The organism is Streptomyces clavuligerus (assembly GCF_005519465.1).
Taxonomy (GTDB): domain Bacteria; phylum Actinomycetota; class Actinomycetes; order Streptomycetales; family Streptomycetaceae; genus Streptomyces; species Streptomyces clavuligerus.
On record NZ_CP027858.1, the window covers coordinates 1,298,502 to 1,318,774 of the forward strand.

General features: G+C 73.6%; 16 protein-coding genes. 5 read left to right on the top strand and 11 right to left on the bottom strand.

What is annotated here, in order from left to right; genetic code table 11:
* Positions 1 to 112: 112 nt before the first annotated feature.
* Positions 113 to 1,579, bottom strand: coding sequence for a diaminobutyrate--2-oxoglutarate transaminase family protein (locus CRV15_RS05140; RefSeq protein WP_003962099.1), 1,467 nt, complete (start codon positions 1,577 to 1,579; stop codon positions 113 to 115).
* Between the two features lie 736 nt (positions 1,580 to 2,315).
* On the opposite strand from CRV15_RS05140, the gene CRV15_RS05145 reads away from it, so the two are divergent.
* Positions 2,316 to 3,491 carry a trypsin-like serine peptidase gene (locus CRV15_RS05145; RefSeq protein WP_003962098.1) on the top strand — a complete coding sequence of 392 codons (1,176 nt, stop codon included), beginning with the start codon at positions 2,316 to 2,318 and terminating at the stop codon, positions 3,489 to 3,491.
* A gap of 264 nt (positions 3,492 to 3,755) precedes the next feature.
* Here CRV15_RS05145 and hflX read toward each other — a convergent pair whose 3' ends face one another.
* The 6 genes from hflX to miaA all read right to left on the bottom strand — a co-directional run bounded on the left by hflX (position 3,756) and on the right by miaA (position 12,249).
* Positions 3,756 to 5,246, bottom strand: a complete 1,491-nt coding sequence (gene hflX / locus CRV15_RS05150; RefSeq protein WP_003962097.1) for a GTPase HflX — start codon at positions 5,244 to 5,246, stop codon at positions 3,756 to 3,758.
* 283 nt (positions 5,247 to 5,529) lie between these two features.
* The gene (locus tag CRV15_RS05155; protein ID WP_003962096.1) at positions 5,530 to 7,164 is read right to left on the bottom strand and encodes a M1 family metallopeptidase; all 1,635 of its coding nucleotides are present in this window, start codon (positions 7,162 to 7,164) and stop codon (positions 5,530 to 5,532) included.
* A gap of 65 nt (positions 7,165 to 7,229) precedes the next feature.
* Entirely contained in the window at positions 7,230 to 9,446 is a 2,217-nt protein-coding gene (locus CRV15_RS05160; protein WP_009997741.1) for a RelA/SpoT family protein, read from the bottom strand.
* Between the two features lie 143 nt (positions 9,447 to 9,589).
* Positions 9,590 to 10,555, bottom strand: a complete 966-nt coding sequence (gene dapF, locus CRV15_RS05170; RefSeq protein ID WP_003962094.1) for a diaminopimelate epimerase — start codon at positions 10,553 to 10,555, stop codon at positions 9,590 to 9,592.
* Between the two features lie 166 nt (positions 10,556 to 10,721).
* On the bottom strand, positions 10,722 to 11,177 hold the full coding sequence (locus CRV15_RS05175; RefSeq protein ID WP_009997739.1) for a hypothetical protein: 456 nt from the start codon (positions 11,175 to 11,177) through the stop codon (positions 10,722 to 10,724).
* A gap of 133 nt (positions 11,178 to 11,310) precedes the next feature.
* Positions 11,311 to 12,249, bottom strand: a complete 939-nt coding sequence (gene miaA, locus CRV15_RS05180; RefSeq protein WP_003962092.1) for a tRNA (adenosine(37)-N6)-dimethylallyltransferase MiaA — start codon at positions 12,247 to 12,249, stop codon at positions 11,311 to 11,313.
* 176 nt (positions 12,250 to 12,425) lie between these two features.
* On the opposite strand from miaA, the gene CRV15_RS05185 reads away from it, so the two are divergent.
* Entirely contained in the window at positions 12,426 to 12,719 is a 294-nt protein-coding gene (locus tag CRV15_RS05185; RefSeq protein WP_009997738.1) for a hypothetical protein, read from the top strand.
* Between the two features lie 21 nt (positions 12,720 to 12,740).
* Complete coding sequence (locus tag CRV15_RS05190; RefSeq protein ID WP_003956909.1) at positions 12,741 to 12,992, top strand: antitoxin; 252 nt, start codon at positions 12,741 to 12,743, stop codon at positions 12,990 to 12,992.
* A gap of 251 nt (positions 12,993 to 13,243) precedes the next feature.
* Here the strand turns inward: CRV15_RS05190 and CRV15_RS05195 are convergent, their stop codons facing one another.
* Both CRV15_RS05195 and miaB read right to left on the bottom strand, forming a co-directional pair.
* Positions 13,244 to 13,981 (bottom strand): class III extradiol dioxygenase subunit B-like domain-containing protein, encoded by a 738-nt coding sequence (locus CRV15_RS05195; RefSeq protein ID WP_009997737.1) that lies wholly within the window; start codon positions 13,979 to 13,981, stop codon positions 13,244 to 13,246.
* A 226-nt stretch (positions 13,982 to 14,207) separates the two neighbouring features.
* The gene (gene miaB / locus CRV15_RS05200; protein WP_003956911.1) at positions 14,208 to 15,728 is read right to left on the bottom strand and encodes a tRNA (N6-isopentenyl adenosine(37)-C2)-methylthiotransferase MiaB; all 1,521 of its coding nucleotides are present in this window, start codon (positions 15,726 to 15,728) and stop codon (positions 14,208 to 14,210) included.
* A 160-nt stretch (positions 15,729 to 15,888) separates the two neighbouring features.
* On the opposite strand from miaB, the gene CRV15_RS05205 reads away from it, so the two are divergent.
* Positions 15,889 to 16,899, top strand: a complete 1,011-nt coding sequence (locus tag CRV15_RS05205; RefSeq protein WP_003956912.1) for a TAXI family TRAP transporter solute-binding subunit — start codon at positions 15,889 to 15,891, stop codon at positions 16,897 to 16,899.
* 10 nt (positions 16,900 to 16,909) lie between these two features.
* Here the strand turns inward: CRV15_RS05205 and CRV15_RS05210 are convergent, their stop codons facing one another.
* Positions 16,910 to 18,316, bottom strand: a complete 1,407-nt coding sequence (locus CRV15_RS05210) for a sensor histidine kinase (RefSeq protein WP_003956913.1) — start codon at positions 18,314 to 18,316, stop codon at positions 16,910 to 16,912.
* Between the two features lie 6 nt (positions 18,317 to 18,322).
* Entirely contained in the window at positions 18,323 to 19,024 is a 702-nt protein-coding gene (locus CRV15_RS05215; protein ID WP_003956914.1) for a response regulator transcription factor, read from the bottom strand.
* A 443-nt stretch (positions 19,025 to 19,467) separates the two neighbouring features.
* Here CRV15_RS05215 and CRV15_RS05220 point away from each other — a divergent pair, with 443 nt between their 5' ends.
* Positions 19,468 to 20,253: an amino acid ABC transporter ATP-binding protein gene (locus tag CRV15_RS05220; RefSeq protein ID WP_009997733.1), complete on the top strand. Its 786-nt coding sequence runs from the start codon at positions 19,468 to 19,470 to the stop codon at positions 20,251 to 20,253.
* Positions 20,254 to 20,273 lie beyond the last annotated feature (20 nt).

The following is a 20,273-nucleotide window of genomic DNA, read 5'->3' on the forward strand; positions in this document are numbered from 1 at the left end:
CGGGGCCTCGATCGGCCGGGCCCCTGGGCCGCGGGGCCTTGAGCCCTCGGGCCCTTGGCCCGCCGGGACCTTGAGCCACCGCGGCCCGCCGCCCGGCGGCGGACGGCGCGGGTCAGCGGCCCGGATCTCTCCCGGACATCCCCTGGCGCACCGAGCGCTCCGCCGCCGCGAGGCCGTCCGCGAAGCGGTCGAGTACGGCGACGGCCTGCTCGTCCGTCAGGGTCAGCGGGGGCAGCAGCCGGACGACGGCGGAGTGCCGCCCGCCGAGTTCGATGATCAGACCGCGGTCCAGGCACTCCCGGCGGACGGCGGCGGCGAGCCCCGGCCACGGCGGAGGCCGCCGCACACCGCCGTCGTCCCCCGCCGCCCCGGCCACCGTCTCCGTCCGCGGTCCGGGGACCGTTCCGGACGCCGAGCCGGGCACCGCGCGGCCACCGGCCGTGCCCATCCCCTCGGGGTCGACCAGCTCCACACCGATCATGAGGCCCCGGCCCCGGACATCCCCGACGCACGGGTGCGCGGCGGCCAGGCCCCGCAGGCTCTCCCGCATCCGGGCGCCCAGCACGGCGGCGCGGTCGGCGAGCCGGTGCTCGCGGACATGGGCGAGGGTGGCGGCCCCCGCGGCCATGGCGAGCTGGTTGCCGCGGAAGGTCCCGGCGTGCGCCCCGGGCCGCCAGGAGTCCAGACCGGAGCGGTAGACGATCACGGCGAGCGGCAGCGAGCCGCCGATCGCCTTCGACAGGACCATCACATCGGGCACGATGCCGCTGTGCTCCACGGCCCAGAACGCGCCCGTGCGGCCGACACCCGTCTGGATCTCGTCGGCGATCAGCGGAATCGAACGGTCCCGGGTGATCGCGCGCATCCGCCGCATCCAGGCGTCGGGGGCGGGCAGCACCCCGCCCTCGCCCTGCACGGGTTCGAGGAGCATCCCGGCGGGGGCGGGCACTCCGCTTCTCGGGTCGTCGAGCAGGTTCTCGGTCCAGCGCGCGCCCAGTTCGGCGCCGTGGGCACCGCCGACGCCGAACGGGCAGCGGTACTCCTGCGGGAAGGGCAACCGGGCGACGCTGACCTCGGGAGCGCCGCCGGAGGCGGCCAGGGCCCCGGCGGTCATCCCGTGGTACGCGCCGGTGAAGGCGAGCAGCCCGGTGCGTCCCGTCGCCGTGCGGACGAGTTTGATCGCCGCCTCCACCGCGTCGGTGCCCGCCGGGCCGCAGAACTGGATGCGCGCGTCCGCCGCGAGCGCGGGGGGCAGCGTGGCGTACAGCTCGGTGACGAACGCGTCCTTCACGGGCGTGGCCAGATCGAGGATGTGCAGGGGCGCGCCGGAGTCGATGACCTTCTTGATGGCTTCGAGGACCACCGGGTGGTTGTGGCCGAGCGCCAGCGTCCCCGCGCCGGAGAGGCAGTCGAGATAGCGGCGGCCGTCCGCGCCCTCGATGGTCAGCCCCCGGGCCCGGACGGGGACGACGGGGAGCGAACGGGCGTAGGTGCGGGCCGCGGACTCGCGCAGTGCCTGTCGGCGCAGAATCCCTTCGTGCGCGGCCGGGGCCACGGAAGCGGGTTGGGTCACGGCCACGGCTGTCGGTCCTCCACGGGTCGGTGTCTCGTCTTCGGCGGTGCGTCTTCCGGTGGTGCGTTTTCCGTACTGCGATGGTGCGTTTTCCGTACCGGGGTGGTGCGTTGCCGTCCTGCGGTGGCACGTCCCGGCCGGTCCGGGGCGGTCGTACGGAGGTACGGAGGCGTCCGGGCGGTACGAGCCGTGCGGCTCGTACCGGTGGTACTGGCGGTACCGGTGGTGCGGATCGTGCGGAAAGGGCGTGCGGGGTACGGGGCCGGGTCCCCCGGCGGCCGGTACGGTCCCGGTCGGCCGGCCCGGGAGGTCGCGGCCCGCGCACCCGGGCCGGTACGGGCTCCCGCCCGGCCGGACCGGCTGAACGCTCGCGGTCCCCCTTCCGTATCCCCGTGTGTACCAACGACGGCGCGGGCCGGGGATCACGGCCGCTCCCCAGATCCTTGCGGTGGGGAAGATCCGCGAAGATCCGCGCGGTGGCGGAACCGTCCGGCCGCCGTGCGCCGTCCCCATCGGCACCGGCGGTCCGGGGCCGCGTTCCCGCCCGTGCGCGGCCTTGTAGGGTTCGCGGCGGCTCCGGGAAACCGCCCCGGGGCCGAGGACCGGCCGCCCGGGGGCGGCGGCACCCGGCGCGAGCGCCGGGGCCGTACGTCCGGGGCCGCGGACGTCCGCGGCCCCGGGCGGACGCCCCGCCCTCACGGTGCGCCGGCGCGGAACGACGAAGCCCCAGGGGGATCACCACATGCGAACCGTCCGTCCGGCCCTCACGGCCCTCTCCATAGCCGCCGCGCTCGCGCTGACCGCCACGGCCTGCGGCGCCGACGACAGCGGCGGCAAGGAGGAGCAGGCGCAGTCCTCCGACGAGAATCTGCTGGACCGGATCACGATCCCGGAGGAACTGGACAGGCGGCTCAAGGAGCACGGGATCGATCTGGACAAGTGGCGCGACGGAGCCTGGCGCGACTGGAACCGGGACAAGTGGCTCCGCGAGGCCCAGGACTTCGTCAACCCGATCATCGAGGATCTGTGGAACCCGGACCGGATGCGCGGGGCCGAGACCCCGCCGGACCGGCCCGTCGGCCAGGGCATCCCGGACGACGCCGGGGTCACCGACGCGACACCCGTCCCCGTCCCGGCACGGCCGGTGCAGGCCCCGTACCGCACGGAGGCGCCCGAGGCCGGGAAGGTCTTCTTCGACGGCCCCGAGGGTTCCATGGTCTGCTCCGCGACGGTGGTGGCGGACCCCGCCAACCCGGGGAAGTCCAATCTCGTCTGGACCGCCGGGCACTGTGTCCACGCCGGGAAGGACGGCGGCTGGTACCGCAATATCGCCTTCGTGCCCTCGTACAACGACAGCGCGCGGCCCGGCGCGGAGCTGGAGAGCGCTCCGCAGGACGAGGTCGCGCCGCGCGGGGTGTGGTGGGGCGACTGGGCGAAGACCTCCGAGCAGTGGATCGGCGAGGGGTCGAAGAACGGCGGCCGGGGCGCGCCCTACGACTACGCCGTCATCCATGTCACGCCCGAGAAGGGCGGAACGGGCAGGTCGCTGGAGGAGACCGTCGGTTCGGCGCTGCCGGTGGACTTCGACGCCCTGTCGGCGCAGGAGATGGACGCGGTGACGGCGACGGGATATCCGGCCGGGGCGCCCTTCGACGGCGAGCGGATGTTCCAGTGCGCGGACGACCCGGGGCGTCTTTCGGTCCGGGAGGACCAGCCCACGATGTACCGCGTCGGCTGCACCATGACCGGGGGCTCCTCCGGCGGCGGCTGGGTGGCCGCGGGCCGCGACGGGCGGCCCGCGCTGGTCTCGAACACCTCGATCGGCCCGGTGCCCGCCGGTTGGCTGGCCGGGCCGCGGCTCGGCTCCGAGGCGAAGGCCGTCTTCGACTCCGTGAGTGAGAAGTTCGCGGGCCGGTAGCACCGGTTCCACGGCTCCGGCCGGATGGCCGACCGGGCGGGGGACGGCCCGACCGGCTCCCGCTCCGGCTCCCGTCGTCGGCGGGCCTCCGGACGGCCACCGACGACGGGCCCCACGGGTGCGTCTCCGCGCCCGGCCGCTGGAACGACCACGGGGTGGTGCCCGTACCGGCGTCCGGTACGGGCACCACCCCGGTGTGCGAGCGGTGGACGCGTGGGCCCGGCCCCGAGGCCGCGCCCGTGCGTCAGAGGGTCGAAGCCCGGGTCAGGGCGCCACCGGCGCGTACGGTGCGAGCACCGCCGCCAGCTCCTCGTGGACCCGCGCCTTGAGCAGGGTGCCCTCGGCGCCGTGCTCCTCGGAGACCACCTCGCCCTCGGCGTGCACCCGGGCGACCAGGCCGCCCTGGGTGTACGGCACCAGCACCTCGATCTCGACCGAGGGCCGGGGCAGCTCGTCGTCGATGAGCCGCAGCAGCTCCTCGATGCCCTCGCCGGTACGGGCGGACACCGCGATGGAGTGGCGCTCGACCCGCATCAGCCGCTGGAGGACCAGCGGATCGGCCGCGTCCGCCTTGTTGACCACGACGATCTCGGGCACGTCCACCGCGCCCACATCGCGGATCACCTCGCGTACGGCGGCGAGCTGCTCCTCCGGGGCGGGGTGCGAGCCGTCCACCACATGCAGGATCAGATCGGACTCCCCGACCTCCTCCATGGTGGAGCGGAACGCCTCGACCAGGTGGTGCGGCAGATGCCGGACGAATCCGACGGTGTCGGCGAGGGTGTAGAGCCGACCGCTGGGCGTCTCGGCCCGGCGCACCGTGGGGTCCAGGGTGGCGAACAGGGCGTTCTCCACCAGGACTCCGGCGCCGGTGAGCCGGTTCAGCAGCGAGGACTTCCCGGCGTTGGTGTAACCGGCGATCGCCACCGACGGCACCTTGTGGCGCCTGCGCTCCTGCCGCTTGAGATCCCGGCCGGTCTTCATCTCCGCGATCTCCCGGCGCATCTTCGCCATCTTCTCGCGAATCCGCCGCCGGTCCGTCTCGATCTTGGTCTCACCGGGGCCTCGGGTGGCCATGCCGCCACCGCCGCCGCCACCCATCTGCCGGGAGAGCGACTGGCCCCAGCCGCGCAGCCGCGGCAGCATGTACTGCATCTGCGCCAGCGCCACCTGGGCCTTGCCCTCACGGGACTTGGCGTGCTGGGCGAAGATGTCCAGGATCAGGGCGGTGCGGTCGACCACCTTGACCTTGACGACATCCTCCAGGTGGATGAGCTGGCCGGGGCTCAGCTCACCGTCGCACACCACCGTGTCGGCGCCGGACTCCAGGACGATGTCCCGCAGCTCCTGGGCCTTGCCGGAGCCGATGTACGTGGCCGGGTCCGGCTTGTCGCGCCGCTGGATGACACCGTCGAGGACCATCGCGCCCGCGGTCTCGGCGAGGGCCGCCAGCTCGGCGAGGGAGTTGTCCGCGTCCTGCACCGTGCCCGAGGTCCACACACCGACCAGTACCACGCGCTCCAGACGGAGCTGCCGGTACTCGACCTCGGTGACGTCTTCCAGCTCGGTGGAGAGACCGGCCACCCGTCGCAGGGCGGCGCGCTCGGCACGGTCGTACTGGGCGCCGTCCCGCTCTCCGTCGATCTCGTGGCTCCAGGCGACGTCCTCTTCCATCAGGGCATCGGCCCGAAGGCTCTCGGTGCGCGTCCGCTCGAAGCTCTGCTCGTCCTGGGAAGGGGATGAAGAGGAGGTCATTGGGTCCTTACGTCGATGGGGTGGATCGCTGAACGGTGCGCTGCGCGCCGAGCCCGGTCGGGCCGGTCCGGCACGGCGTACATCAGTCACAACGCGTGACGGGGCCGGAAGATTCCCCTCGGGCGATCCCGGGGGAACCGGCCTCGGCGGCGTCGCCGACCCGTTGATGGTCGCACGCTGCCACTGGCGCCGTCACCCCGGTTTCCCCGGGGTGTCCCGGGCCGCTCCGCGCCGGGGAGCACCGTCCGCCGCCGGGCCGGGGCCGGGGGGCGGGCGGGCCCGGTCAGCGCAGCACCAGGGGGGCGTGGGCGGTGTCCTTCCCCCCTGGTGTGCCGGGCGCGGGGAGGCGGCCCCCGGCGGGCCGCCCGGCCCCGCCGCCGGTGAGCGCCTCCTCGGGGGCGGGAGCCGACGGGGGCGCGGCGGCGGGCCCGGTGACCGGCGCGAGAGTCGTCCACTCCGGGTGACCGGGCATCGGCGGGGTGCGCTCCCCGTACAGCCACTCCTGGAAGAACTCCGTCAGATCGCGCCCCGTGATCTCCTCGGCGAGCCCGGTGAAGTCCGCCGTGCCCACGCTGGCGTCACGGAAACGGCTCACCCAGGCGCGCTCCAGCCGTTCGAACGCCTCCTCCCCGACGGTCTGCCGCAGCGCGTACAGGACCAGCGCGCTGCCGTCGTACACCACCGGCCGGAACAGGCTGATCTTCTGCCCGGGGCTGGGCGGCCGGGGCGCCGCCGGAGGGCCGCCGTCCGCGCGCCACTGGTCGGAGTGCCGGTACGCCTCGCGGAGCCTCGCCGCCATCGTGTGCCCGGACTTCTCCTCGGCGTACAGGGCCTCGTACCAGGTGGCGTGCCCCTCGTTCAGCCACAGGTCGGACCAGCGGCGGGGGGCCACGCTGTCGCCGAACCACTGGTGGGCCAGCTCATGGACCATGATCGAGTCGACGTACCACTCGGGGAAGGGGCTCCCGAGGAAGATCCTGCGTTCGAACAGCGACAGGGTCTGGGTCTCCAGCTCGAAGCCGGTGGACGCGTCGGCGATCAGCACCCCGTAGTTCTCGAACGGGTAGCGGCCCACCTTTCCCTCCAGCCACTCGATCTGTCCGGGGGTCTTCGCGAGCCAGGGCTCCAGCGCGGCACGGTCCTTCGCGGGGACCACATCGCGGACGGGGAGCCCGCGCGGCCCCTCGCGGGTGGGGACGGCCGAGGAGCCGATCGCGATCTGCACCAGCTCGGTGGCCATGGGGTGGAGGGTGCGGTACGCCCAGGTGGCGGTGGCGCCGTTCGCCCGGTGTCCCACCCGTACGCCGTTGGCCACCGCCGTGAGTTCGGCGGGCGTCGTGACCCGGACGGTGAAGTACGCCTTGTCGGCGGGGTGGTCGTTGCAGGGGAAGACGGTGTGCGCGACGTCGGCCTGAGCGGCCGTCACCAGGCCGTCCCGGGTGCGCACCCAGCCGCCGTCGGCGTTCCGGGGGTCACTGGTGTGCGCCACCGTGATCCGCACCCGGGAGCCCGCCTCCAGCGGCAGTACGGGCTGGATGACGAGATCCTCGTCGACGGTCGTGAACTCGGCGGGGAGGCCGTTGACCGCCACCGAGTCGACCCTGCCCCCGGCGAAGTCCAGGTTGACGCGCTCCAGTCGCTCGGTCGTCCGGGCCTCGATCCGGGTGACCGCGTCCAGGGGGGTGGTGTTGCCGCCGTGGTGGGTGAGGGCGAGGTCGTAGGAGAGGACGTCGTAGCCGGGGTTGCCGAGCCGGGGGAAGAGCGGGTCGCCGATACCGAGCGCGGTGGGCGGTGGCGGCGGCAGCACCGCGGCCACCAGCGCCGCCGAGGCTCCGGCCAGCAGCAGCGCGCGCACCCGGCGCCCGGCGCGGGAGAACCGGGGCCGCCGTGGGGCGGCGGGCGGGGAGTTGGACAGCATGCACAACCGCTACCAGGGACGGCACCCCAGCCGTCGGCGGCACGCGTCCAACCACCCGAACGAGGTCAGCCGGTGGCCGCCGGATGCTGGCTCCGGCTCACGTCGTACACCCCGGGGACCTGGCGCATGGCACGCATCAGGGCGGGGAGTCCGGCGGCGTCGGGCAGGGCGAGGGTGTAGGTGTGCCGGACCCGCTGCTCGCTCGGCGGCTCGACGGTCGCGGAGACGATGGCGGCGCCCGCGACGGCGATGACCTCGGTGAGGTCGGCGAGCAGCCGGGGGCGGCCGAAGGATTCGGCGACCAGGGTGACCCGGCAGCCGGGGGCCTCGCCCCAGCGGGCGGCGATCGGCTCCCGGTGCGGCCCGGCCATCCGGGCGACGGCGGAGCACTCCTCGCGGTGGACGGTGACCACTCCCCCGCGTACGGCGAAGCCGATGACGGGGTCGGGGGGGACCGGCGTACAGCACCCGGCGAGGCGGACGGTGGCGTCGGGGAGGTCGACGACGGCATCGGCGACGGCGGGCCGGTCGGTCTCGGTGCTGACGGGAGCGGAGCGGCGGGGCGCGGTCGCCGGGGCCTCGGTGCCGTGGGGATGGGTTTCCAGCCAGCTCGTGATGGCGATGCGGGCGGCGGGGGTACGGGCGTGTTCCAGCCAGTCCGGCGAGGGTCCCCCGTCGGCGTCCTCGGGGGCGGCGCCCCGGTCCTCGGAGGTGCGCGGGGCGCCGGGCGCGTCCGGCGCGGCGGGTTTCCCGGAGAGCGGGGCCCGGGAGGCGTCCGGTGCCTCCCCGGCGAACAGCAGATGGACGGTGTCGCCATCGCTCAGGACCGTGCTCAGGGTCGCCAGCCGACCGTTGACCCTGGCCCCGATGCAGGCGTGGGCGCGCTCCCCGTACTGCGCGTAGGCGGCGTCGACACAGCTCGCGCCTGCGGGCAGCCCGAGGACCCGGCCGTCGGCGCCGAAGACGGTGATCTCCCGGTCCTGGGCGAGGTCGGCGCGGAGCGAGGTCCAGAAGGCGTCGGAGTCGGGGGTGGACTCCTGCCAGGCGAGGAGCCGGGAGAGCCAGCCGGGGCGGGTCGGGTCGACGCGCTCGCCGTCCGCCCGCTCACCGTCCGCCCGGTCCCCGTCGGCGGATTCGGCGCTCTCCGGGAAGACATGGGGGTCGCCGAGGGCGATCACTCCGGCCTCCGCGACCCGGTGCATCCGATGGGTGCGGATGAGGACTTCGGCGACGGACCCCTCCGGGCCCGCGACCGCGGTGTGCAGCGACTGGTACAGGTTGAACTTGGGGGCGGCGATGAAGTCCTTGAATTCGGAGATGACCGGGGTGAAGCAGGTGTGCAGCTCCCCGAGGACGCCGTAGCAGTCGGCGTCCTCGCCGACGAGCACCAGCAGCCGGCCGAAATCGGTGCCCCGCAGTTCGCCGCGTTTGATGCTGACGCGGTGCACGGAGACAAAGTGGCGTGGCCTGATGAGGACTTCCGCGGCGATCCCCGCGTCCCGCAGCACCGCCCGTACCCGCTCGGCGATCTCGTCGAGGGCCGCGCCCGCGGAGACGTTCTCGGCGATCAGGCGGCGGGTGGTCTCGTACTCGGCGGGGTGGAGGATCGAGAAGGCGAGGTCCTCCAGCTCGGTCTTGATGGCCTGGACGCCCAGCCGCTCGGCGAGCGGGATCAGGACGTCCCGGGTGACGCGGGCGATGCGCGCCTGTTTCTCGGGGCGCATCACCCCGAGGGTGCGCATGTTGTGCAGCCGGTCGGCGAGTTTGATCGACATCACCCGGACGTCGTTGCCGGTGGCGACGAGCATCTTGCGGAAGGTCTCGGACTCGGCCGCGGCCCCGTACTCCACTTTCTCCAGTTTGGTGACGCCGTCGACGAGGTAGGCGACCTCGTCGCCGAACGCGCGGGTGACCTGATCGAGGGTCACATCGGTGTCCTCGACGGTGTCGTGGAGCAGGGACGCCGTCAGGGTCGTGGTCTCCGCGCCGAGTTCGGCGAGGATCAGGGTGACGGCGAGCGGATGGGTGATGTAGGGCTCCCCGCTCTTGCGGAACTGGCCCCGGTGCGAGGACTCCGCGAGGAGATACGCCTCGCGGAGGGTGGCGAGGTCGGCGTCGGGGTGGTGGCCGCGATGGGCTTCGGCCATGTGCGCGATGGCGTCCGGCAGCCGGTCCCGGCCGGGCGCGCCGAGCAACGCGGCGCGGCCCAGCCTGCGGAGGTCGATGCGGGGACGGCCGCGTCTGCGGCTGTGGGCACCAGGGTTCGCGGCCTCTGCACTCATGGGGGGCACCTCCGGGCGGCAATCGACCGGCGAGGGAAAGGCAGGCGTGCCCTCCGGGCCGGTCCTTGATGCTATCGAGCCCACCACGTGGAGCAGTCCGCCTCTCGCCGAGCGTGAAACGGATCACCCATTCGAGCGAAGCTCTATGACCCGGCGGTTTGCGGTGATGCGGTCGGTACGAGCAGATCGGGGGCGATGGTTCCCTCGGCGACGATCACAGCGGGGCCGGTCATCTCGACCTCGCCGTCGGGCCGTTCGGTGATGACGAGGCGTCCGCCGGGGAGGTCCACGGTGTAGCTGACGGGGGACCCGGTGACGGCGGGGTCCAGGCCGTCCCTGCGGGCGGCGGCGACCGCGACGGCGCAGGCGCCGGTGCCGCAGGAGCGAGTCTCGCCGGAGCCGCGCTCATGGACCCGCATGGCGACATGGCGCTCGCCCCGGTCGGCGACGAACTCCACGTTCACCCCGTCCGGGTAGACGTGCGACGGGGTGCGGGTCGGCTCCTCGTGGAGGTTCCCCGCGTGATCAAGGTCGTCGACGAAGGCGACGGCGTGGGGGTTGCCCATGCTCACATGAGTGGTGGGCCACTGGCGGGCGCCGACGCCGACCGTGACGGTCTCGGCGGGGAGGACCGCGCGGCCCATGCTCACGGTGATCGCCCCGGGCGCGCTCCTGGCGGTGGTGCCGTCGGCCCCGGGGACGGCCTTGTCGATGTGCACCCGCTTGACACCGCCGCGGGTGGCGACGGCCAGATCACCGGCGTCCGTGTGACCGGCGTACTGGAGGTAGCGGGCGAAGACCCGGACGCCGTTACCGCACATCTCGGCGATGGACCCGTCGGCGTTGCGGTAGTCCATGAACCACTCGGCCTCGTCCGCCATGGCGCGGGCCTCGGGGTGGGCCGCCGACCGGACGACGTGGAGCACCCCGTCGCCGCCGATCCCGGCGCGGCGGTCGCAGAGGCGGGCCACGGTGGACGCGGGCAGGTCGAGCGCGTTCTCCGGGTCGGGGATGATCACGAAGTCGTTCTCGGTGCCGTGGCCCTTCAGGAAGGGCACGGACGGGGTCGGGGCGGGCGGCGCGGCCGATGGGGTGCTCACGCCGTCCATCGTACGAGCGGCCGGGGAAAGCGCGTCGGCGGGCGCCCCGGGCCGGGGAAAACCCCGCAGTGGGCGACCCCGCGAGGGCCCCGTCCGGCATCCGGGCCGAGCGGGCGGCGAAGGGGCGGGGCCCGCGTCCACCGCCGGGGTGCTCAGCGTCCACCGCCGGGGGTGGTCAGCGGAGCCGGGCCACCCGCCAGACGGCGAGCGCGACAAGGGCGGCGCCCATCCCCGCGTACAGCAGCAGGACGCGCCAGTCGGGCCGCTCCCCCGAGCCCCTCGGCGGCAGCCCGGGCCAGGTGTGGCCGACCCTGCGGGCCGCCATGACGCCCCAGCCCGCCGCGCAGCAGCCGATCAGCAGACCGAGCATGGCGACGACGGGCCCGGAGCCCCCCGTGCCGAAGGCGAGCGGGAAGCCGAACATCAGGGAGCCGGTCACAGCCAGGATCACGATGGGAGCGAGCTGCCAGATCCTTATCCTGCGTGCCGGGCGCAGCTCCACCTCGACCTCGGCCCCGCCCGCCAGCACATCCGGCTCGTCGGACGCGTCGGGTCCATCGGGGCTCAGGCCGGGGGCCCCGGCCACGGCGTCCCGCCGCTGCTGGTCGGTGTCGTGAGGGCCGGCCTCCATCGCCACGCGCCCTCCCCACTCAGGACTCCACAGTCGATCGTCGCTCGATGATGGCACGGTCCGGGGCGCCCCCATGACGGGCTGGGCTTCCCGATGCCATCACGTGATCAGGCTGTAACCGCCCGTTCGAGGATCAGGCGGCGACGGCCCGTTCGATCAACGCCAGCGCCTGTCCGGGAAGTTCCCCCCGGTCGGCCTCGGCGCCACTCAGCCAATGCACCCGGGGGTCCCTTCTGAACCATGAATCCTGACGGCGCGCGAAGCGTTTGGTGGCGCGCACGGTCTCGTCGCGCGCCTCCTGCTCGGTGCACTCACCGGCCAGTGCCCGGAGGATCTGCTGATAGCCGAGGGCCCGGGAGGCCGTGAGCCCCTCGCGCAGGCCGTGCGCCTCCAGGCTCCGCACCTCGTCCACGAAACCGGCCTCCCACATGCGGTCGACCCGCAGTGCGATGCGCTCGTCCAGCTCGGGACGGGCGACGTCGACGCCGATCTGGACCGTGTCGTAGACGCTCTCGTGGCCGGGGAGATTGGCCGTGAACGGCTTTCCGGTGATCTCGATCACTTCCAGGGCGCGGACGATCCGGCGGCCGTTGCCGGGGAGGATCGCGCGGGCGGCCTCGGGGTCGGCGGCGGCGAGCCGGGAGTGCAGTACTCCGGGCCCCCGCTCGGCCAGCTCCGCTTCGAGGCGGGCCCGGACGGCGGGGTCCGTGCCGGGGAACTCCAGGGCGTCGACCGCGCCGCGCACATAGAGCCCGGAGCCGCCCACCAGGACGGGGGTGCGCCCGGCGGCCAGCAGCCGGTCGATCTCCGCCCGGGCGAGCCGCTGGTACTCGGCGACGCTCGCCGCCTCGGTCACGTCCCAGATGTCGAGGAGGTGGTGCGGGACGCCGTCACGCTCGGCGACCGTCAGTTTGGCGGTGCCGATGTCCATCCCCCGGTACAGCTGCATGGAGTCGGCGTTGACGACTTCCCCGCCCAGCCGCTGGGCGAGGAAGACGCCCAGATCGGACTTTCCGGCTGCGGTGGGGCCGACGACGGCGATGACCCGCGGTGCGGGAGGGGTGCTTCTCACCGCACCAGTCTCGCAAACCCCGGGCGATGTCCCCGAACGAGCGAGGTGACGTCACGGCTGGGGGGTCGTTGCCTGTTGGGAGGCCCCGAACGCCGGTTTCCCGGACGGCCGGGCCCCGGCGCGGAATCCCCTCACGCACATAACGCTTTGGAGTAGACATGGGTGTTTTTGCACGTTTGTTCGGTCGAACCAAGGGCGACGCCCCCACCACCGCGGCGCGGACCGGGGCGCCCGCCGAGGAGAAGACCGCCGATACTCTGGAGGTGGAGCCCGCAGCCGGAAGCACCGGTGAGACCGAGGCGCCGAAGGACGGGGCGGCCGAGAAGCCGTCCGGGGCGGCGGAGGGCGCCCCCGAGGCCGAGCAGGCCGAGGGAGCGCAGGCCGCGGCCCCCGAGGGCGTGGAGATCCCGCGCCAGCAGTCGTCCGGCGACGCGGCGGACCGCGAGGCCGGCGAGGGCGCCCGCCAGTAGTCCCACGAGGAAAGGTGCCCCATGGGTCTCATGGACACACTGAAGGCCAAGCTCGCCCCGGCCAAGGAGAAGGTCTCCGACCTGGCCCAGCAGCACGGGGGCAAGATCGAGCAAGGGCTGGAGAAGGCCGCCCACGCGGTCGACGCCCGGACCAAGGGCAAGTACAGCGACAAGATCCACACGGGCACGGACAAGGCCAAGGAGGCCCTGGACCGCCTCGCGCACAAGGACGACGGCGGCACCCCGCCGCCGCCCGCGCCTCCGGCGTCCTGAGGCAGCCTCGGATCATCGGCGGACGGCCGTGGAGCACAGCGCTCCGCGGCCGTCCGCCGTTTGTACGGACGGCGGCGGGTCGCCGGGCGCGCCCCGCCTCACCGCGCGGGCCGGGGAGCCCCCGGGGGGCGTGCTCGGGCCGGCCTTGAGGGCCGCCCCCGGCCTGCCGCGGACCGTTCGGCGGCCACGGCTCCGGCTCGCCCCGGGCGGCCCTGGCCCCCGGCCTGGCCCTCAGGCCGTCCCGGGCGGGCTCAGGTCCAGGCCGCCACCGGATACGCGACGCCGTAGGGCGCTTCGTCGTGGAGCAGCCGCCCGGCCAGGCCCCTGCCCTCCGCCGCGCCCGCCAGCACCTGCCAGGGCGCCCGGCCCGCCGCCTTCAGTTCCCGCGCCAGCCCCGCGTCCAGCGCCTTCAGCGCCCCGGTGTCGGCGCCGCCGAGGGCCCGCGACACGAGCGCGTCGAAGCCCTCGGCCCGCTCGTCGAGATAGCCGGGGGCCTTCAGGGTGCGGCAGGCGCTGCCGTCGCCCATCACCAGCAGGGCGACCCGGTCGGCCCGGACGCCGGTGGTCCGGCCGAGTTCCACGGCGTCCGCCGCCGTCAGCTCCTCGGTGACCCCGAGGCCCGCCACCGCGCAGGCGTCCCAGCGGGCCCCGCCGAGCAGCCAGGCGCCCACGGCCAGCGCGTACGGAAGCTCCCGACCGGTGTCCCGTTCCGCGTCCTGTCCCGCTGCCGCGCCCGGACCGGAGCCCAGCCGTACGGCGAGATCCACGCCGAAACCGCGGAACGAGCCCGGTGTGCCCGCAGGGTACGGCCCCTCGGCCCCGGGGTCCGCGGGCCCGACCACCACGAGCAGATCGGGCCGGGACGCGGCGAGCACCCCGACGGCGGCGGCGCAGGCGTCCCGCGTCCCGGCCAGTTCGGGTGCGGCACCGGCGGCGACCTCGGGCACGAGCAGCGGCGGGCAGGGGCAGACGGCGGCGGCGACAAGCATGATCGGCAGCCTAGTGCGTCGCCGCGCGGAAGGGGCCCTCCCGGCCGGACCCCCTCGGACGGGTGCCTCCGGGCGGGCAGTGCGTCGCCGTGCGGGAAGAGCCCTCCGGCCGGGCCCGGTCCCGGGCGAGGGGAGGGCCGCCGGCGGACCTACGGGACGGCCGTGGCGGCGGGCGGTGGCCCGTCGACGCGGCGGAGGCCGTCCCCGTCCGGTCGGCGCCGTCCGGTCAGCCCAGTCCGCAGGCCGGGGTCTGCGCCGCGGGAAGCGGCTCCGGAACACCGATCTTCGGCAGGCCGAGGAGCACACCCGCGGGCTTCGCCGCCGCTCCGGCCTGGCGCTTCTGCCAGGCGTCACCTGCGCGCGTGCGCCGCACGGCCGCCACCGGCCCCTCGGCGAGAAGATGGTGCGGGGCGGCGTAGGTGATCTCCACGGTCACCACGTCGCCGGGGCGCACCTCCTCCTCCGGCTTGGTGAAGTGGACGAGGCGGTTGTCCGGTGCCCGGCCCGACAGCCGCTGGGTGGCGCCGTCCTTGCGGCCCTCGCCCTCGGCGACCATGACCTCCAGCACCCGGCCGACCTGCTTCTTGTTCTCCGCCCAGGAGATCTCCTCCTGGAGGACCACCAGCCGCTCGTACCGGGCCTGGACGACCTCCTTGGGGAGCTGGCCCTCCATGGTGGCGGCGGGGGTCCCGGGGCGCTTCGAGTACTGGAAGGTGAACGCGTTGGCGAACCGTGCCTCGCGCACCGTGTGCAGCGTCTGCTCGAAGTCCTCCTCGGTCTCGCCGGGGAAGCCCACGATGATGTCGGTGGAGATGGCGGCGTGCGGGATCGCCTCGCGCACCTTGTCGATGATCCCGAGGAAGCGCTCCTGCCGGTAGGACCGGCGCATCGCCCTGAGCACCGCGTCGGAGCCCGACTGGAGGGGCATGTGGAGCTGGGGCATCACATTCGGCGTCTCGGCCATGGCCGCGATCACGTCGTCCGTGAAGTCCCTCGGGTGCGGCGAGGTGAAACGGACCCGCTCAAGGCCCTCGATCCGCCCGCAGGCGCGCAGCAGCTTGCTGAACGCCTCGCGGTCGCCGATGTCGGAGCCGTAGGCGTTGACGTTCTGGCCGAGGAGGGTGATCTCGGAGACGCCCTCGGCGACGAGGGCCTCGATCTCCGCGAGGATGTCGCCGGGACGGCGGTCCTTCTCCTTGCCGCGCAGGGCGGGCACGATGCAGAAGGTGCAGGTGTTGTTGCAGCCCACGGAGATCGACACCCAGGCGGCGTAGGCGGACTCGCGCCGGGTCGGCAGCGTGGACGGGAACGCCTCCAGCGACTCGGCGATCTCGACCTGGGCCTCCTCCTGGACGCGGGCGCGCTCCAGCAGCACGGGCAGCTTGCCGATGTTGTGCGTACCGAAGACGACGTCGACCCAGGGGGCGCGGCTGACGATGGTGTCCCGGTCCTTCTGCGCCAGACAGCCGCCGACGGCGATCTGCATCCCGGGGCGCCGGGTCTTCATCGGGGCGAGGCGGCCGAGGTTTCCGTAGAGCTTGTTGTCCGCGTTCTCCCGGACGGCACAGGTGTTGAAGACGACGACGTCGGCGTCGCCGTCGGAGCCCTCGGCGGCGCGGACGTAGCCCGCTTCCTCCAGCAGCCCGGACAGCCGCTCGGAATCGTGGACGTTCATCTGGCACCCATAGGTGCGGATCTCGTAACTGCGCTGAACGTCCACTGCCTGGCTCCGGTCGCTGCTGGTCATGGGACAAGGGTAGGCGGTGCCGCGGACAGCTCCCGCCGCGCGCCCGCCCGCGCCCTGCTCACCGGGGCAGCCGCACGCTTCCTCACCGGGGAGGACCCGGGCCGCCCGCTCCACCGGCGGACCCTGGTCATCACAGCGCGTCACCTGGCAGGATTCCCGTATGTTCCCGGCCATGACCCGTATCGGACGCCGCCGCGCCGCGCAGGCCGCGACGGCGCTGCTGATCGTGTCCGGGCTGCTGCTGTGGTGGCTGTTCCCCCTGGAGGACTCCGGTCCCCGGGGCACCGTCACGTTCAGCACCGGTCTGAAGAACGGTGTCTACGAGCGGTACGGGGACCTGCTGCGGGACGCGCTCCGCGACGACCTGCCCCAGGTGCGGGTCGTGCTGCGCAACAGCGAGGGCTCGCAGCAGAACATCGCCCGGGTGGCACGGGGTGAGGCGGACTTCACCATCGCCACCGCCGACGCGGTGGCCCAGTACCAGCGGCAGAACGGGCCCGACGCGGACCGGCTGCGCGGCTGTGCCCGGCTGTACGACGACTATGTGCAGCTCGTGGTGCGTGCCGATGCGAAGGTCGGGGAACTGGGCGAGCTGCGCGGCCGGAAGGTGGGCGTGGGCCAGCCGGGCTCCGGGGTGCGGCTGATCGCCGACCGGCTGCTGAAGGCGGCGGGCATCGACCCCGCCGACGGCATCGACCCCGTGCACCGGGGGATCGACACGCTCCCGGGCGCGCTGGAGCGGCGGGAGGTCGACGCGTTCTTCTGGTCCGGCGGGCTGCCGACCGGTGCGATCGAGCGGCTGTCCCAGCGGGTCCCGATCCGGCTGGTGCCGCTGCCGCCGGAGCTCGTGGACACGGTCCACGACACCAGTGCCCCGCCGAACGGCCCGGCGGGCCACTACCGCCAGGCGGTGATGCCGCCGGACGCCTACCGGAAGATCCCGGGCGGGTACTCGGTGCCGACGATGGCCGTGGCGAATCTGCTCGTCACCACCGACCGGATGGACGAGGACCTGGTCGCGGGGCTCACCCGGACGGTGATCAGGAGCCGGGACAGCATCGGCACCCGGGTCCACCCGGCGCAGCTCGTCGATCTGCGGACGGCGATCTACACGGAGCCCCTGGCGCTGCACACGGGCGCGCAGCGCTACTACCAGTCCGAGAAGCCCTGAGGGCGGGGGTTCAGGACGGTCCGCCCGCCGTCGGGGAGGGCGCCCGGGGGACGGTGACGGTCACCTTGAGCCCCCGGGGCCGGTGGTGGGCATAGGCGATGGTGCCACCGCCCGCCGAGAGCAGCGCCCGGGAGATGGACAGACCGAGACCCGAGCCCTTGACGTTCTGGTGCCGCCCGCTGCGCCAGAAGCGGTCGCCGACGCGGGACAGCTCCTCGTCCGTGAGTCCCGGCCCCCGGTCCGCGATCACGATGGTGGAGACATGGCCCCGGGCGGACGCGGTCACCGTGACCTTCTCGCCGCCGGGGGTGAACTTCAGCGCGTTGTCGATCACGGCGTCCAGGGCGCTGGAGAGACCGATGGGGTCGCACCAGGCGGTGACCGCCGTGGCCGGTCCGCTCAGCCGTATCCCCTTCCCGTCGGCGACCGGACGCCAGGCGTCCACGCGTTCGGCGGCCAGCGCTCCGACATCGATGAGCTGGAGGGTGACGGAGGCGTGCTCGGCGAGGGCCAGATCGAGGAGGTCGTCGAGGACCCGGGTGAGGCGTTTGCCCTCGGTGCGCACGGACGCGATCTCCTCGTTGCCCTCGGGGAGTTCGAGCGCGAGCAGTTCGATGCGCAGCAGCAGCGCGGCGAGCGGGTTGCGCAGTTGGTGGGAGGCGTCGGCGACGAAGGCCCGCTGCTGCTCCAGCACCTGTTCGACGTTGTCCGCCATCTCGTTGAAGGAGCGGGCCAGCCGGCGCAGCTCGGGCGGTCCTCCGGCGGCGGCGACACGGGAGTTGAGCCGTCCGGTCGCGATGTCGTGGGTGGCGGCGTCGAGGACGCGTACGGGCCGCAGCACCCAGCCGGTGAGGCGGAAGGCCGCGCCGACGGCGAGCAGCATCGCCGCCGCCTCTCCGGCGGCGATGAGCAGCCAGCCTTCGAGGATGTGGGAGCGCAGCCGCCCGGTGGGCGAGTCGGTGTAGACGACGGCGACGACGTCTCCGTCCCGGACGACGGGGGAGGCGACGACGAGGCGGCTGCCGCGCTGCCAGGGCCAGACCTGCGGCGGGTCCTGGCTGCGCCGCCCCGTCAGGGCCTCCTTGAAGGCCTCGGCGCCCTCGCCCTGCTTCGGCAGCGACCAGCCGTCGGGCGCGCCGGTGACCATGGAGCCGTCGCGGTTGAGGACGGCGGCCCGGATCCCGTAGGTGGACCAGTAGCGGTTGAGCTGCAACTGGAGCACGGGGCGGCGTTCGCTCAGATCGCCGGAGTCGACGACGAACTGCGCGAGCGCGGCGAAGCGCACGGTGTCGTCGATCCGGTCCACGACGACCCGTTGCTGCTGGGCGGCGGCGAGGCTGACGGCGAGCGGGAAGCCGAGCGCGAGCAGGACGCCCGCGAGCAGGACGATCAGCAGGGGAAGGAGCCGGGTGCGCACGCGGGGTCAGTCGGCCGGTGCGACGAGCCGGTAGCCGACGCCGCGAACGGTCTCGACCAGGGCGGGCATCCGGAGTTTGGCGCGCAGCGAGGCCACATGGACCTCCAGGGTGCGGCCGGTGCCCTCCCAACTGGTGCGCCAGACCTCGCTGATGATCTGTTCCCGGCGGAAGACGACCCCCGGCCGCTGGGCGAGCAGGGCGAGCAGGTCGAACTCCTTGCGGGTGAGCTGTACCTCGGTGCCGTCGACGCTCACCCTGCGGGTGGACAGTTCGATGGTCATGGGACCGAGCCGCAGGGCCTGGCCGGCCGGGGCGGGAGCGTCGTCGCCGGGGCCGCCCCGCCGACTCACGGCGTGGATCCGGGCGAGCAGTTCGCCGGTGTCGTAGGGCTTGACGACATAGTCGTCGGCGCCCAGGTTGAGCCCGTGGATCCGGGAGCGCACATCGGAACGCGCGGTCACCATGATCACCGGGGTTGAGGTGATCTTGCGGAGCTTTCCGCAGACCTGGTAGCCGTCCTGGTCGGGCAGGCCCAGGTCGAGCAGGATCACCCCGAAGGGCGGCCTGCCGGGGTGCGCGGCGGGCAGGACCGCGCGCAGCGCCTCTTCGCCGTTGCGGGCGTGCACCACCTGGAAGCCGTGCCGGCCCAGCACCGCCGACAGGGCGGCGGCGACATGGTCGTCGTCCTCGACGAGCAGCAGTCTCATGGCCCCCCTCGGGCGTGCGGAACGGATCGTCGTCCGGCGGTTCGGTCGTGCGGTCGTGGTCGTCGGCCGGGTCGGTCGGCCGTGGTCGTCGTTGGCCCGGCCGTGGTCCGGCTCCGGGCCTGTGCCGCCGCGGCGCCGGGGCGTCGGCGGCCCCGGGGCGGTGCGACGGATGCGGTACGCGTACGGGCCCCACTCCGGTGTGCGGTCCGCGTGCTCCCACACATGCCCACGGAATCAAGGCTGATTCCCACCCCCGGAGTCAAGTGGATGTCGCCCGCTCCTCGGCTTCCGTTATCCACCCGGTACGCCATTCGTCACCCTCGTCACACAAAGTTGTCGTCCGAAGTCATATCGTTATGCTCAATTTCCGCTCAGATGTAATGACGCTCGGCGACCGGCGTCACTACTGTCCTCCCAACCGAGGAGGACGGAGCGAGAAGCCGATGAGCGGACTGGCCAAGACCAAGGGCCCCGAGGGCGGTGTCCGGGCGGCGGGGGACCTGGTCGTGCTGAGCGGGGTGAACAAGCACTTCGGCGCGTTGCATGTGCTCCAGGACATCGATCTGACCATCGCCCGGGGCGAGGTCGTGGTCGTCATCGGACCTTCGGGGTCCGGTAAGTCCACCCTGTGCCGCACCATCAACCGGCTGGAGACGATCGACTCCGGCGAGATCTCGATCGACGGGAAGCCGCTGCCGCAGGAGGGCAAGGAGCTGGCCCGGCTCCGCGCCGACGTCGGCATGGTCTTCCAGTCGTTCAACCTCTTCGCGCACAAGACCGTGCTGGAGAACGTGATGCTGGGCCAGATCAAGGTCCGGCGCAAGGACAAGGCCGCGGCCGAGCAGCAGGCACGCAAGCTGCTGGACCGCGTCGGCGTCGGCACCCAGTGCGACAAGTACCCGGCCCAGCTCTCCGGTGGCCAGCAGCAGCGGGTGGCCATCGCCCGCGCGCTGGCCATGGACCCGAAGGTCATCCTCTTCGACGAGCCCACCTCGGCGCTCGACCCGGAGATGATCAACGAGGTGCTGGAAGTCATGCAGCAACTGGCGCGCGAGGGGATGACGATGGTCGTCGTCACCCACGAGATGGGCTTCGCCCGTTCCGCGGCCAACCGGGTGGTCTTCATGGCCGACGGCAGGATCGTCGAAGAGGCCACGCCCGAGGAGTTCTTCAACAACCCGCGCAGCGACCGGGCGAAGGACTTCCTCTCGAAGATCCTGCACCACTGACGACCCACGAATCACGACTC